Below are 13,435 nucleotides of genomic sequence, written 5' to 3' on the forward strand. Positions count from 1 at the left end.
AATGAAGCAAGTGAATTGATTCTAAAGAGCCTTCCATGACAAGGCCATCCCTTTACTTAATTTTACGTACTTGAAACAAATGTAACTCGACGTTCTATATGACCGCATAATGATTAGTAGTGATCTAAATCACATTAAAAAATGTAACATTCACATCGATTATCAATAAATATTTAAATGATTCACAAAAGCGCCTAAAATCTGCCCGCTCACGGCGCAGTCAATGCGCCTTACACTTCTATACAGGCCAGTCATGACTAACAGCAATCGCATCAAGCTCACATGGATCAGCTTTCTCTCCTACGCCCTGACAGGTGCGTTGGTCATTGTCACCGGGATGGTGATGGGAAACATCGCAGACTATTTCCATTTGCCCGTTTCCAGTATGAGTAACACCTTCACCTTTCTGAATGCCGGTATTCTGATCTCTATTTTTCTGAATGCCTGGTTGATGGAAATTGTTCCGTTGAAAACGCAGCTGCGTTTTGGCTTTATCCTGATGCTGCTGGCGGTCGCCGGACTGATGTTCAGCCATAGCCTGGCGCTGTTCTCTGCCGCCATGTTTGTGCTGGGCGTCGTTAGCGGTATCACCATGTCGATTGGTACTTTCCTGGTCACCCAGATGTATGAAGGTCGCCAGCGCGGTTCCCGCCTGCTGTTTACCGACTCCTTCTTCAGCATGGCTGGCATGATTTTCCCGATGGTTGCGGCATATCTGCTGGCGCGCAGCATTGAATGGTACTGGGTCTATGCCTGTATCGGCCTGGTGTACGTCGCCATTTTCCTGCTGACTTTTGGTTGTGAGTTCCCGGCGCTGGGTAAACACGCGCAACAGCCGGAAACGCCAGTGGTGAAAGAAAAGTGGGGCATTGGCGTACTGTTTTTGTCTATCGCCGCACTGTGCTACATCCTCGGTCAGCTTGGTTTTATCTCCTGGGTGCCGGAATACGCCAAAAGCCTCGGCATGAGCTTGAACGATGCAGGCAAGCTGGTCAGCGATTTCTGGATGTCTTACATGGTTGGCATGTGGGCGTTTAGCTTTATTCTGCGTTTCTTTGACTTGCAGCGTATCCTGACCGTGCTGGCAGGCCTGGCAACCGTGTTGATGTATTTGTTCATCACCGGCACGCCAGAGCATATGCCGTGGTTCATCCTGACGCTGGGCTTTTTCTCCAGCGCAATTTATACCACCATTATCACCCTCGGCTCCCAGCAGACCAAAGTGGCCTCGCCGAAACTGGTTAACTTCGTGCTGACCTGCGGCACCATTGGGACCATGTTGACCTTCGTGGTTACCGGCCCCATCGTCGCCCACAGCGGCCCACTGGCAGCATTGCAGACGGCTAACGGTTTGTATGCCGTGGTATTCGTGATGTGCTTTATCCTTGGGTTTGTCACGCGTCATCGCCAGCATAACGCACCGGCTGCGCATTAAACCTGAATGCCGGATAGCGACTCCGCCTTATCCGGCATTTTATCACTCCCCTTCCTTACCCTTAGTATGCAGGCCTACACACGTTAAAACCTTTTAATTTGTACGCTAATTGTACAAACATGAAAAGCCTGTCAATTCCGTGACTTATAAAAACGCTGACAAATCAGTTATATACCTCTTAAGGAGTATATAAGGGCGAAATTGATTTGTATCAATAAGCGGGGTTGCTGAATCGTTAAGGTAGGCAGTAATAGAAAAGAAATCGAGGCAAAAATGAGCAAAGTCAGACTCGCTATTATCGGTAATGGTATGGTCGGCCATCGCTTTATTGAGGATCTTCTTGATAAATCCGAGGCGGACAAGTTTGATATTACCGTCTTCTGTGAAGAACCCCGCAAAGCATACGACCGCGTACACCTGTCTTCTTACTTCTCTCACCACACCGCTGAAGAGCTGTCGCTGGTGCGCGAAGGCTTCTACGAGAAGCACGGCGTTAAAGTATTAGTCGGCGAACGCGCGATTACCATCAACCGCCAGGAGAAGGTGATCCACTCCAGCGCAGGCCGTACGGTCTATTACGATAAGCTGATCATGGCAACCGGCTCCTACCCGTGGATCCCGCCGATTAAAGGTTCGGAAACTCAGGACTGTTTCGTTTACCGTACCATTGAAGACCTCAACGCCATTGAGTCTTGCGCTCGTCGCAGTAAGCGCGGTGCCGTTGTCGGTGGTGGTCTGCTGGGTCTGGAAGCCGCAGGTGCCCTGAAAAGCTTAGGCGTTGAAACCCACGTGATTGAATTTGCCCCAATGCTGATGGCTGAACAGCTGGATCATATGGGTGGCGAGCAGTTACGTCGCAAAATTGAAAGCATGGGCGTGCGCGTGCACACCAGCAAAAATACCAAAGAGATCGTCCAGCAAGGCACCGAAGCGCGTAAAACCATGCGTTTTGCCGACGGCAGCGAACTGGAAGTGGACTTCATTGTCTTCTCCACCGGTATTCGCCCGCGCGACAAACTGGCAACCCAGTGCGGCCTTGACGTGGCACAGCGCGGCGGTATCGTGATTAACGACGCCTGCCAGACCTCTGACCCGGATATCTACGCCATCGGCGAATGTGCCAGCTGGAACGACCGCGTGTATGGCCTGGTCGCACCAGGATACAAAATGGCGCAGGTCGCCGTTGACCATATTCTCGGTAGCAAAAACGCCTTCGAAGGTGCAGATCTGAGCGCCAAGCTGAAGCTGCTGGGCGTGGACGTTGGCGGTATCGGCGACGCACACGCGCGTACGCCGGGTGCCCGTAGCTACGTTTACCTCGACGAAAGCAAAGAAGTCTACAAACGCCTGATCGTCAGCGAAGATAACAAAACGCTGCTGGGTGCCGTTCTGGTGGGTGACACCAGCGATTTCGGCAACTTGCTGCAGCTGGTGCTGAACGCCATCGAACTGCCGGAAAACCCAGATTCACTGATCCTGCCAGCGCACGCGGGCAGCGGTAAACCGTCCATCGGCGTGGATAAACTGCCGGACAGCGCGCAGATTTGTTCCTGCTTCGACGTCACCAAAGGCATGCTGGTTGCCGCCATTAACAAAGGCTGCCACACCGTTGCAGCGCTGAAAGCCGAAACCAAAGCCGGTACCGGCTGCGGCGGTTGTATCCCGCTGGTCACCCAGGTGCTGAACGCGGAACTGGCGAAACAGGGCATCGAAGTTAACAACAACCTGTGCGATCACTTCCCGTACTCGCGTCAGGAACTGTTCCATCTCATCCGCGTGGAAGGCATTAAAACCTTCGAAGAGCTGCTGGCGAAACACGGTAAAGGTTACGGCTGCGAAGTGTGTAAACCGACCGTCGGTTCCCTGCTGGCCTCCTGCTGGAATGAATACATCCTCAAGCCGCAGCACACGCCGCTGCAGGATACCAACGACAACTTCCTGGCCAACATCCAGAAAGACGGGACTTACTCCGTTATCCCACGCTCTGCCGGTGGCGAAATTACCCCGGAAGGTCTGGTTGCCGTGGGCCGCATTGCCCGTGAATTCAACCTGTATACCAAGATTACCGGCTCTCAGCGTATTGGCCTGTTCGGCGCGCAGAAAGATGACCTGCCGGAAATCTGGCGTCAGCTGATTGAAGCAGGCTTCGAAACCGGTCACGCGTATGCCAAAGCACTGCGTATGGCGAAAACCTGCGTCGGCAGCACCTGGTGCCGTTATGGCGTGGGCGACAGCGTGGGCTTCGGCGTAGAGCTGGAAAACCGCTACAAAGGCATTCGCACCCCGCACAAAATGAAATTCGGTGTCTCCGGCTGTACCCGCGAATGTGCGGAAGCCCAGGGTAAAGACGTCGGTATTATCGCGACCGAAAAAGGCTGGAACCTGTACGTTTGTGGTAACGGCGGGATGAAACCACGCCATGCGGATCTGCTGGCGGCGGATCTCGATCGCGAAACGCTGATGAAATATCTCGACCGCTTTATGATGTTCTACATCCGTACAGCGGACAAACTGACCCGTACCGCGCCGTGGTTAGATAACCTGGAAGGCGGCATCGAGTACCTGAAATCAGTCATCATTGACGACAAACTCGGCCTGAACGAACACCTGGAAGAAGAGATGGCGCGTCTGCGTGAAGCCGTCGTGTGCGAGTGGACAGAAACTGTTAACACGCCAGCCGCGCAGGTTCGCTTCAAGCACTTTATCAATAGCGAACAACGCGATCCTAATGTCCAGGTTGTGCCTGAACGTGAACAACATCGCCCGGCCACGCCGTATGAGCGCATCCCGGTCACTCTGGTGGAGGAAAACGCATGAGCCAGTGGAAAAACATCTGCAAAATCGATGACATTCTGCCTGCAACAGGCGTCTGCGCCCTGTTAGGTACCGAGCAAGTGGCAATTTTCCGTCCTTATCATAGCGACCAGGTGTTTGCGATCAGTAACATCGACCCGTTCTTTGAATCCAGCGTGCTCTCGCGCGGGTTGATTGCAGAGCATCAGGGCGAATTGTGGGTCGCCAGCCCGCTGAAAAAACAGCGCTTTCGTTTAAGCGACGGTTTGTGCATGGAAGACGAACAGTTCTCCGTGAAACATTACGAAGCCCGAGTGAAAGACGGCACGGTGCAACTGCGCGGTTAATAAATTTTTGGGAGGCGCAACGCCTCCCCTTTTTTGTATTTTTTTTAATTGTTATTGCATATTTAAGGATAATCAACACATGTTCACAGACACTATTAATAAGTGTGCGGCTAACGCTGCGCGCATCGCACGCCTGTCGGCTAATAATCCGCTCGGATTCTGGGTCAGTTCCGCCATGGCGGGGGCCTATGTTGGCCTTGGCATCATCCTTATTTTTACGCTCGGTAATCTGCTTGACCCGTCCGTGCGTCCGCTGGTGATGGGTGCAACCTTTGGTATTGCCTTGACGCTGGTAATTATTGCCGGCTCGGAACTGTTTACCGGTCACACCATGTTCCTGACGCTCGGCGTGAAAGCGGGCACCATCAGCCACGGTCAGATGTGGGCAATTTTGCCGCAAACCTGGCTGGGAAATCTGGTCGGTTCCGTGTTCGTCGCCCTGCTGTACAGCTGGGGTGGCGGTAGCCTGCTGCCGGTCGATACCAGCATCGTACATACGGTTGCACTGGCGAAAACCACCGCGCCTGCCACCGTGCTGTTCTTTAAAGGCGCGCTGTGTAACTGGCTGGTTTGTCTGGCAATCTGGATGGCAATCCGTACCGAAGGCGCGGCAAAATTTCTCGCTATCTGGTGGTGCCTGCTGGCGTTTATCGCTTCCGGTTATGAGCACTCCGTTGCCAATATGACGCTGTTTGCGCTCTCCTGGTTCGGTCATCACAGCGATGCCTATACCCTGACTGGAATCGGTCACAATCTGTTGTGGGTAACACTCGGTAATACTTTGTCCGGTGTCGTATTCATGGGGTGGGGTTATTGGTATGCTACGCCAAAATCGGAGCGTCCGGCTCCGGCAAAAATCAACCAGCCAGAGGCTGCTGCCAATAACTAAGGGGTAATGTCGTGGATCATTTGCCTATATTTTGTCAACTACGTGACCGCGACTGCTTAATCGTCGGCGGTGGTGATGTCGCAGAACGCAAAGCGCGGTTACTGCTGGAAGCGGGCGCCCGTTTAACGGTTAATGCGCTGGCATTTATTCCGCAGTTCACCGTATGGGCAAATGAAGGCATGCTGACGCTGGTTGAGGGGCCGTTTGACGAAGCCCTGCTCGACACCTGCTGGCTGGCGATCGCCGCCACCGATGACGACGCCGTCAACCAAAGCGTCAGCACCGCCGCTGAATCACGCCGTATTTTCTGTAACGTGGTCGATGCACCAAAAGCGGCCAGTTTCATCATGCCCTCCATTATTGACCGCTCGCCGCTGATGGTGGCGGTCTCCTCTGGCGGTACCTCGCCTGTTCTGGCTCGTCTGCTGCGTGAACGGCTCGAATCCGTGTTGCCGCAGCATCTGGGGCAGGTCGCGCAGTATGCGGGCCAGCTGCGTTCCCGGGTGAAAAAGCAGTTCGCCAGTATGGGGGAACGTCGCCGCTTCTGGGAGAAACTGTTCGTTAACGATCGTCTGGCGCAGTCTCTGGCAAACAACGATCGGCAAGCGGTAGAAGAAACCACCGAGCAAATGCTCAGCGAACCGCTGGATCATCGTGGCGAAGTGGTACTGGTTGGCGCCGGTCCAGGCGATGCCGGACTGCTCACACTGAAAGGGTTGCAACAGATCCAGCAGGCTGATGTCGTGGTGTATGACCGTCTGGTTTCTGACGACATCATGAACCTTGTACGCCGCGATGCAGACCGTATTTTCGTGGGTAAACGCGCGGGTTATCATTGTGTACCGCAGGAAGAGATCAACCAGATCCTGCTGAACGAAGCGCAACAGGGTAAACGCGTGGTGCGCCTCAAAGGCGGCGACCCGTTCATCTTTGGCCGCGGCGGTGAAGAGCTGGAAACCCTGTGCCATGCAGGTATCCCGTTCTCCGTGGTTCCAGGTATTACCGCAGCTTCCGGTTGTTCTGCTTATTCTGGCATTCCTCTGACGCATCGTGATTACGCCCAGAGCGTACGCCTGGTTACCGGGCATCTGAAAACCGGCGGCGAGCTGGACTGGGAAAACCTGGCGGCTGAAAAACAGACACTGGTGTTCTATATGGGGCTAAATCAGGCGGCCACCATCCAGCAAAAACTGATCGAGTTTGGCATGCCCGCAGACATGCCGGTTGCGTTGGTAGAAAACGGAACGTCCGTGAAACAGCGCGTCGTCAACGGCGTACTCACACAGCTCGGTGAACTGGCCCAACGGGTTGAAAGCCCGGCGCTGATTATTGTCGGCCGCGTGGTTGGGCTGCGCGATAAGCTGAACTGGTTCTCAAATCATTAATTGAACGCTGAATAACGCCCTGATATTCAGGGCGTTATTCATAGTTAAGAAAAACAAATACAAAATAAAAATCAACCAACTCTATATATCCATCCCAATAACCCGTCCATTAATGATTAGAGCAAGACTAATTCTATAGAACATCAATTCATTGAATATATAATTCACACAAACATTGCCATGTCTTTATCCGGACTACTTAAAGTTTTTATTAGTTGATATATTAGGCTTCGAGAAATGGATTTCATCCATTTAAAAATAAATATCCAATAAGGATTTTGACATGTTTAAATTTGCAAAAATCGCCATTGTGGCGGGTGTTCTGGTTACGCTGACAGCATGTACTGGCCATATCGAAAACAAAAAAAACAACTGCAGCTATGATTATTTGTTCCATCCAGCAATTTCAATTTCTAAAATTATTGGTGGCTGTGGCCCGGCTGCAGATCAGTAATAGAAGCGATTGCGCAGATACAAAAAAACCGGGAATTTCCCGGTTTTTTCATTTTAGATTTACGCTCACTCACATGCACTCACGCTTTCCCGCAAAATCCTCAGTACCGTTTCCTCGCCACTGCGATTGGGATTAATACGAATCGCATAGTCGCTCAGTTCGGGATTCGCTTCACGGAACGTCCCGGAAAGGCGATAAAACAGCGGCGGGATTTCATATTTCGACTCCGCTCCAACCGGATACGGCAGCGCACCGCGTTTATGCGCTTCTTCCAGTACACTGTTGGCAATAGGCTGATGAAACTCAACGATTAGCACCTTCGACTGGGCATTGGCAATAACCGCCTTTTTTACCTCGGGTATCGCTCCGCTATGGAGCAAACCCAGCAAACGCTCAGAAACACCTGCCTGCACCGCATGCATCACCGGAGCGAAAACCAGGCCACGCACCACCTCCAGCGCCTGTGAACCCTGAATCTGGCTGCCACCGGAATAGAGGGTCGCACGAATTCTGGCAACCACGTCCGCCATACCGACAACCGCCCCCACGCCTTGCGGACCAAACAGCTTAAAGCAGGAGAACGTCGACAGCGTCGCCCCACATTCACAGCCGATGCTGTCTACTTTCATCACCGCGTAATTATCGTCGGTTAACGTCGGCACGCCACACTGCGTAATCTCCGCCAGCACCTCGGATAACACATAACGGTCCTGTGGCTGCTGGCGCGTATGTTGCACCAGCGCAGCATCGGGGCGGTGCTCTGTGATAGCCCGCTTAATCGCCGGAAGATCGTTGAAATCAGCCCTGACCAGCACAATCCCCATCTGCTCAATGAGCACCTGTGTAGTCGGGTACACAGGCGCATCGTGAACCAACAGTCGCTGGCCGGGTTTCAGCAGCGCAGCCAGCCCGGCGCGAATCGCGCCGGTGCCCGCTCCCTGAACCAGAACCGCCGCCTCGGCATGAAAGACATCGGCCAACACTTTTTCCACACGCTGCGTCACCCGGGGCTGGTTCAGGCCCGGTACCAGCCCCAAGTCGCCGCCAGCCAGAAAATCAGCACCCGGGAAGTGGCGGCAGAGCGTATCCACCAATGCAAACTGCTTTTGCTGCGCTTCTGTAAGCGTCAGGCTTTGCAGGGGGAACGTCATCATTTACATGCCTCCTCAGGCCGGGACAAACAGCCCGCACCAGTAGAGAATGTTCAACAGGATACCGGTGATCATCACCGCCACTACCGGTGCTGCCATCTTCTGCACCGGGCGTCCAATCGATTCGTTGAGGAAATAAATGGCAACCGCAATAGAGAATCCGGTGTAGCCTGCCATCTTGATGGCAGCAAAAATCGAACCGATTAGCAGCGCCATTTCCATCAACATATTCATGGCATTACGAATGTTATCCGACGCGTTGCGTATTGACGGATAGCGGCCCAGCCATTTACCAATGGAGCGCAGCAGCAGTACTTCCGCTGAAATCACTACGGCACCAAGGATAGCCGCAATCCACGGGTTCGGAGCCAGATAGCCCACCGAGTAAACGAAAGTGAAACCGGCTACCGCGTACACACCCGTCGCCAGCGCGGTGGTGGCAATCAGCGGCACGAAGCCCAGTCCGCGCATAAACTCCGCCAGCGCCGCCTGATTCACCAGCGTTTGCGACTGTTCCGGCGTAATTCCCGCCGAGTAGGCTTTTTCCAGCGTAAAGATTGAAACCTCACTTCCGGCGAAAATCTTCATGCTGGCGACAGCGGCGATCAGTGCACCAACAATGGCGATATACGGCAGATTTTTAATGATTCGTGAGGTTCGCTCCTCAAACACCGATAGTCCGCTGACATCCATCTCCTCATCACCGCGGTGGCGTATATCGTGGAAAATAGCAATCGCCAGCAGCATGACCATCCCAATGAAAATCTCGATTGATTCCGGGTTTAGGTGTGGGAAGAAACGAACGACCGCCACGCGGGTCATCAATACCACAAAGGCAGCAACCAGGCTGTGCTTCCAGCCAAACTGATAGAAAATCGCCACCAGAGGGAAGAGCGCGAATGCCGCAACCACCGGAGAGCTCAGCTCCCCGAGGCTACCCAGCACATCCACGGGTAATGCCGTCAGTAACTGGTTCACCGGGAGTAGACAAGTCAGGATCAATACGCCCCAGATAGCCCCCAGGCCAAACGCCAGCAGGCTATTAACCGCCAGCACGCCGAGAATATCCGTTGGCAGAAACAACAGCCACGCATTAAGCAGCCCGGTTTTCAACGTGAACGAGATCCCGACGGAGGCAACAAAGCCGATGCTTAGACCAAACGCGATACTCCCCGCCTCACGACGGTTCATGTTCCCCTCAATAAGCTGCGGCAGAATTGGACGGATTCCATCATGAAAAACGGCGGCCGACCGATGCGCCAGAAGCGACGTCATGCCGGTCAGACAGGCCACCAGGATAATCTGAATGTACAGATCCATAATCGTGCCTTTTATTTCAGATGGTTAACCAGCATCGGGATCGCATGTTCAACATGTTCGACGGAGAGACCAAAAGCCACTTTCCCTTCCGCAATCATTTTTGCGATATGTTCGTCTTTCGCCTTAATGCCCGGTTTGGCGATAGTGCAGCTTTTGCTGTAGCCAATCACCGCAATAGCAATCGACAGCGCCGCACCCGCGCCGGTGTTACACGCACCAATGTAGTAGTCCAGTTGCCCAGATTTCACCTTCATTGCCGCTTCCATGTCGTTGTGAATGGAGACTTCAAAGCAGCCAGGAGCCGCAGTCTCGATGGTCTTTTTAATCTGCTCACGCTGTAAGCCAGCAACACCAATCTTTTTCATGGTTCTGTCCTTATTGGAAAAATTTTGAGGGGTTATCACGTAACATCGTGTCCACATCGGCCTGGTCGAATCCTGACTGGCGCAACTGTGGGATAAAAGTCGTTAACAGGTAGTCATAGCCATTACCACCATTGCCTTTTAAATGGGAGCGACGGGTAATATCCATTGAGAGCATCACACGGTTAAGCAGCCCGCGATCGCGAAGCGCATGCAGCATGCCAATGCGTTTCTCGTCGAGGTAGTAGCTGTTTTTACCAATGGTGTCGAACTGCACGTACGCACCGAGATCGATCATGCGTAGGATGTTGTCGAGGTTATCTTTTAAATCGCAGTGGCCGACAACCACGCGCGCGAGTGACACCCCCTGCGTTTTCAGCAGCGCCAGCTGTTCCAGCCCCATGGTGCTGAAAGAGGTATGCGTCGAGATGGGGCGCCCGGTTTCGTTATGCGCACGTGCGGCGGCGATGAACACCTTCTCTTCAAGCAGCGTGATCACCCCTTCGCTTGAGCCGATCTCCGCAATGATCCCGGCCTTCAGTTCTGTGCCATCAATACCGATGACAATCTCATCGATCATCTCCTGCGCGAGCTGTTCCACGCTTCGGGTCGCCACATGCTCGGGGAAAAACGCATCCTGGTAATAGCCGGTGCAGGCCACCACGTTGATCCCCGTATCGCGCATCAGTGAGAGCATAAATTGCGGGTTACGTCCCATGTAGCGGTTGGTCATCTCTATAATATTGCTGACGCCTAACACCCGCAGATCCTTCATCTCCTGACAGATGAGATCGTACTGATCTAACCGGCAGTCGAGGTTCCCCTTAAAATCAGAGAGATCGATATGCAGATGCTCGTGGGCATAGGTGTAGCCCGTCGTATCAATGCTCATAAAACAACTCCTGTGAGTCGTAACGCAGAAAGAAAAGAAGTGCCGTTTTGTGGTGGAGGAGCGCCGAAGAACTCGCATACCGTCGCACCAACATCCGACAGCGTGGCACGTACACCTAACTGGTCTGGCTCCAGTCCCTGCTGGTACACCAGCACCGGCACAACTTCACGGGTATGATGGCTATGTCCAATGGTTGGATCGTTGCCGTGATCGGCCATGACCACCAGGCAATCATGTGGATCCATAGCGGCCAGAAGACGCGAAAGGTTAAGGTCAACAAGCTGTAGCCGTTCGGCATAACGTGCGACATCTTCTGCGTGCCCGGCGAGATCGGTTTCCTGGATGTTGGTGCAGATGAATACCGTAGATTCAGCCTGAAACTCATTCAGGGTGATATCCATAATCTGCTGGCTATCCACCAGGTTTTGCCAGTTGCGGCCATGAAGATTACTGACGATATCCGCCACTTTGCCGACCAGCACGGTAGGCACGCCTACATCATGCAGTTTTTGCGGCACCTGTACCTTTTCATCCACGCCGTAACCCATATGCCTGACCTGAAAGCCGCTTTCATACGCGCCGGAACGCGGGGCGTTAATACCGATAAAACGACCTTCTTTGGTTTCGGCGGCGTCCAGAATACGCTGGCTGTCATTAAGCAGACCGCCAAATGCGATCACCCGCCCGACCTGTACCTGCTCACGGACTATGCGACCTATTTCCAGCACCTCGTCAAACGGGATAACGGTAAGATTGGCGGTAATGTTATAGACCTGACCTAAATCCGCTTCGAGGTTATCCCCCACAGCCACAGCCTCGTTGACCCACAGAAACGCCAGATCGCCGCCACGTCGTTCTACCTGCCAGCCTGCGGTTTTTAGCGCCAGCTCAACACTGTCGATAACCTGACTGAACGGCATCCGCAGCGGCGCTTGTGGCCGTGTACCTAAAATTTCCTGATGCCCCATAAAGGTATCGCCACCTTCATGCTGTAGCTCCGCAACGCCCCAGACCGCCGATGCCGAAGGCTTCATCACCCCCGGCGCAAAACCCAGGGCGTTAATCAACCCCAGTCTTTCGAGGGCCGGGAGGTGTAAATACGGTACTTCAGCAAGAATATGTCCACACGTGTTCGCCCCGGCATCCTGGGGTCTGACCAGCGTGACGTCCTTCATTGCGCCGACACCAAAGCTATCGATCACCAACACCACAAATCGAGCCATTACTCCTCCAGTACATTTCCGAGACTGTCGTAACGGCCAACAATTTCAGCCGCGCCGCGCTGAATACCGGACACCAGCACCACGTCGCTGCGCGTCACGAAAATTTGTGTGCGGAAACAGAACACGACCGCGCTGCTCACCGGGAACTCGCCAGCCAGAGGCAGGTAGTAATCGATACTGCTGTCATCCACAGGTTTCAGCGTCGCTGCGACAGGGGTGTCACTTCCTGGCGTGAAGACCAGGGCATTTTGCGCATTCCCACGACGGTAATAGCCGCCACCATAGCAATAGCTGTCTCCACGGAATTGATGGGAAACCTCGCTCAGCCAGAGCATTGCAATACGCTCAGGCTGATCGCCGTTCTGATTGGAAGGGATGGTGCCGGTCAGTGCATGTCCAGGCTCGGCGTGAGTTACGCCATATTTCGCCAGTAGCGGTAGTGATGCGCAGCTGCTGGCGGAAGGGGCATTGAGTTGTTCAATCTCAACGCCCGCCGCCGCTAACTGACGTCGGGCCGCTACCAGGGTGTGCAGATTTGGCGTCGGTACCGTTTCTGCGGATTCCGCATCCCACAACAGACAGGGGAAATGGGTTAGCCCACGAAGATGCAGGCCCGGTAAACCTCGTATTTCACTCACGACATCATTCAGACAGGCCAGCGGAAATCCGCTTTCTTGTCCCGGGTAGAGAAAATCATCCTTGCCATGTACTTTGAGCATCACGGCCTGTTCGCAGCCAGCTTTTACCGCCGCAGCAGAAACCTCACGCGCTTTCTCCAGCGAAAAAAGAGTAATGACATCAGTCCCCTGAGCCACGGCATCACTAACCTGTCGCGCAGGGATCTGTACGAGGTGTCCCTGATGCGCGACCGGCAGCCCGGCACGACGCATGACGCGGCCTTCCTTGTAATCCACCACTACAATGCCTTCGTACCCCAACTGCAACAGCTTCTCTGCCAGCCATGGGTTTCGCCCAATCTGCTTAGTCATCAAATAGAGTGAGATACCGTGTTGTTGTGCCACGTCTAACAGGCGTTTTCCATTCTCAATCACCTGGTCAACATCAATAACCCAGCTATCCGGCGCTATCTTTCCTTCCTGCCAAAGGGCAAAAGCGGCCGAAATAAGTGCAGGGTTCTGGCGTTTCAATGCATGTATAAACATCTGTATGCCTCGTTTCTAATC

The 13,435-nt window shown here is 53.5% G+C and carries 12 protein-coding genes; 6 read left to right on the top strand and 6 right to left on the bottom strand.

Annotation, left to right across the window (positions count from 1 at the left end; all coding sequences use genetic code 11):
- The first annotated feature begins 253 nt into the window (after nt 1-253).
- From tsgA to JQ822_RS14765, 6 genes are all read left to right on the top strand, one after another.
- A complete protein-coding gene (tsgA, locus tag JQ822_RS14740; RefSeq protein ID WP_213134107.1) occupies nt 254-1,435 on the top strand; it encodes an MFS transporter TsgA in 1,182 nt (393 codons plus the stop codon).
- A 273-nt stretch (nt 1,436-1,708) separates the two neighbouring features.
- Entirely contained in the window at nt 1,709-4,252 is a 2,544-nt protein-coding gene (gene nirB, locus JQ822_RS14745) for an NADPH-nitrite reductase large subunit (RefSeq protein ID WP_213134108.1), read from the top strand.
- Nucleotides 4,249-4,575, top strand: a complete 327-nt coding sequence (gene nirD / locus JQ822_RS14750) for a nitrite reductase small subunit NirD (RefSeq protein ID WP_005121659.1) — start codon at nt 4,249-4,251, stop codon at nt 4,573-4,575. Before nirB ends, nirD begins: the two co-directional genes overlap by 4 nt.
- 79 nt (nt 4,576-4,654) lie before the next feature.
- Nucleotides 4,655-5,464, top strand: coding sequence for a nitrite transporter NirC (gene nirC / locus JQ822_RS14755; protein WP_213134109.1), 810 nt, complete (start codon nt 4,655-4,657; stop codon nt 5,462-5,464).
- A gap of 11 nt (nt 5,465-5,475) precedes the next feature.
- Complete coding sequence (gene cysG, locus JQ822_RS14760; RefSeq protein ID WP_213134110.1) at nt 5,476-6,849, top strand: siroheme synthase CysG; 1,374 nt, start codon at nt 5,476-5,478, stop codon at nt 6,847-6,849.
- A gap of 283 nt (nt 6,850-7,132) precedes the next feature.
- Entirely contained in the window at nt 7,133-7,303 is a 171-nt protein-coding gene (locus JQ822_RS14765; RefSeq protein WP_213134111.1) for a YhfL family protein, read from the top strand.
- Nucleotides 7,304-7,368: 65 nt separating this feature from the next.
- Here JQ822_RS14765 and JQ822_RS14770 read toward each other — a convergent pair whose 3' ends face one another.
- The 6 genes from JQ822_RS14770 to JQ822_RS14795 are packed head-to-tail and all read right to left on the bottom strand — an operon-like array spanning nt 7,369 to nt 13,414.
- The gene (locus JQ822_RS14770; protein ID WP_213134112.1) at nt 7,369-8,457 is read right to left on the bottom strand and encodes an aminotransferase class I/II-fold pyridoxal phosphate-dependent enzyme; all 1,089 of its coding nucleotides are present in this window, start codon (nt 8,455-8,457) and stop codon (nt 7,369-7,371) included.
- A gap of 12 nt (nt 8,458-8,469) precedes the next feature.
- Nucleotides 8,470-9,774: a YhfT family protein gene (locus JQ822_RS14775; protein ID WP_213134113.1), complete on the bottom strand. Its 1,305-nt coding sequence runs from the start codon at nt 9,772-9,774 to the stop codon at nt 8,470-8,472.
- 11 nt (nt 9,775-9,785) lie between these two features.
- Nucleotides 9,786-10,139: a DUF2620 domain-containing protein gene (locus JQ822_RS14780; protein WP_213134114.1), complete on the bottom strand. Its 354-nt coding sequence runs from the start codon at nt 10,137-10,139 to the stop codon at nt 9,786-9,788.
- A 10-nt stretch (nt 10,140-10,149) separates the two neighbouring features.
- Complete coding sequence (locus tag JQ822_RS14785; protein ID WP_213134115.1) at nt 10,150-11,028, bottom strand: phosphotriesterase-related protein; 879 nt, start codon at nt 11,026-11,028, stop codon at nt 10,150-10,152.
- Entirely contained in the window at nt 11,025-12,251 is a 1,227-nt protein-coding gene (locus JQ822_RS14790; RefSeq protein ID WP_213134116.1) for a phosphopentomutase, read from the bottom strand. Before JQ822_RS14790 ends, JQ822_RS14785 begins: the two co-directional genes overlap by 4 nt.
- Nucleotides 12,251-13,414, bottom strand: a complete 1,164-nt coding sequence (locus JQ822_RS14795; RefSeq protein WP_213134117.1) for a YhfX family PLP-dependent enzyme — start codon at nt 13,412-13,414, stop codon at nt 12,251-12,253. Before JQ822_RS14795 ends, JQ822_RS14790 begins: the two co-directional genes overlap by 1 nt.
- Nucleotides 13,415-13,435 lie beyond the last annotated feature (21 nt).

This window comes from Citrobacter sp. FP75, from assembly GCF_018342065.1.
In the GTDB taxonomy this organism is placed as follows: Bacteria; Pseudomonadota; Gammaproteobacteria; order Enterobacterales; family Enterobacteriaceae; genus Citrobacter.

Excerpts from the sequence above, each read along its gene's own strand:
- JQ822_RS14770 (WP_213134112.1), bottom strand. The coding sequence starts at position 8,457 with ATGATGACGTTCCCCCTGCAAAGCCTGACGCTTACAGAAGCGCAGCAA.
- JQ822_RS14765 (WP_213134111.1), top strand. The coding sequence starts at position 7,133 with ATGTTTAAATTTGCAAAAATCGCCATTGTGGCGGGTGTTCTGGTTACG.
- JQ822_RS14780 (WP_213134114.1), bottom strand. The coding sequence starts at position 10,139 with ATGAAAAAGATTGGTGTTGCTGGCTTACAGCGTGAGCAGATTAAAAAG.
- JQ822_RS14775 (WP_213134113.1), bottom strand. The coding sequence starts at position 9,774 with ATGGATCTGTACATTCAGATTATCCTGGTGGCCTGTCTGACCGGCATG.
- tsgA (WP_213134107.1), top strand. The coding sequence starts at position 254 with ATGACTAACAGCAATCGCATCAAGCTCACATGGATCAGCTTTCTCTCC.
- JQ822_RS14785 (WP_213134115.1), bottom strand. The coding sequence starts at position 11,028 with ATGAGCATTGATACGACGGGCTACACCTATGCCCACGAGCATCTGCAT.
- JQ822_RS14790 (WP_213134116.1), bottom strand. The coding sequence starts at position 12,251 with ATGGCTCGATTTGTGGTGTTGGTGATCGATAGCTTTGGTGTCGGCGCA.
- JQ822_RS14795 (WP_213134117.1), bottom strand. The coding sequence starts at position 13,414 with ATGTTTATACATGCATTGAAACGCCAGAACCCTGCACTTATTTCGGCC.
- nirB (WP_213134108.1), top strand. The coding sequence starts at position 1,709 with ATGAGCAAAGTCAGACTCGCTATTATCGGTAATGGTATGGTCGGCCAT.
- nirD (WP_005121659.1), top strand. The coding sequence starts at position 4,249 with ATGAGCCAGTGGAAAAACATCTGCAAAATCGATGACATTCTGCCTGCA.
- nirC (WP_213134109.1), top strand. The coding sequence starts at position 4,655 with ATGTTCACAGACACTATTAATAAGTGTGCGGCTAACGCTGCGCGCATC.